Here is a 482-nt window from a genome sequence, read left to right as displayed (position 1 = left end):
GGTCACACCAGCGACGACGTGCGCGTCGGCGTCGACTCCGACGAGAGGTCGGACTCACGCGTCGCCAGCGGCGCCGACGAGTAAACGGCAGCCTGTAGGCGCTTGCTCGAGCCGCACTCACGTTCTTGCGCACCGCCAGCGGGAGCGTCGATCCCGCGCTTTGGCACCGCTCGCGTGAGAACCGGATCTCTATTGTCGGCACAGACCACTATTGAGTGTTCTTAGCAGCACTCATTCGGGAAACGCTCCGAGAGCGCGTATGGCTACAGACTCCGAGCGGGAGCCGGCAGCGACGTTGCGACGGTGCCGGGCTGCTGCGTGTGACATCGCCGCTGCAGAGTCGAAGGCGGACCTCTTCGAGCGAACTGCCGCGGCCACAGCGGAACTGTTCGGCGTCGCCGACGTTCGACTGTGCGCCGTCGACGCCGAGCGGGAGTCGGTCGCCATCGAGCGCGTCGCCGGTACCGACGTGGACGCTGAGG

General features: G+C 67.0%; 1 protein-coding gene. It reads left to right on the top strand.

Translation table 11 applies throughout. The features are described from left to right. Positions 1-259: 259 nt before the first annotated feature. On the top strand, positions 260-482 hold a 223-nt coding region (locus DEQ92_RS22265), incomplete at its 3' end, for a hypothetical protein (RefSeq protein ID WP_147299586.1).

The sequence above is a fragment of the Haloferax sp. Atlit-6N genome, assembly GCF_003383195.1.
In the GTDB taxonomy this organism is placed as follows: Archaea; Halobacteriota; Halobacteria; order Halobacteriales; family Haloferacaceae; genus Haloferax; species Haloferax gibbonsii.
The sequence above is the reverse complement of the archived record's forward strand: the minus strand, read 5'-3'. Positions and strand labels throughout refer to the sequence as shown.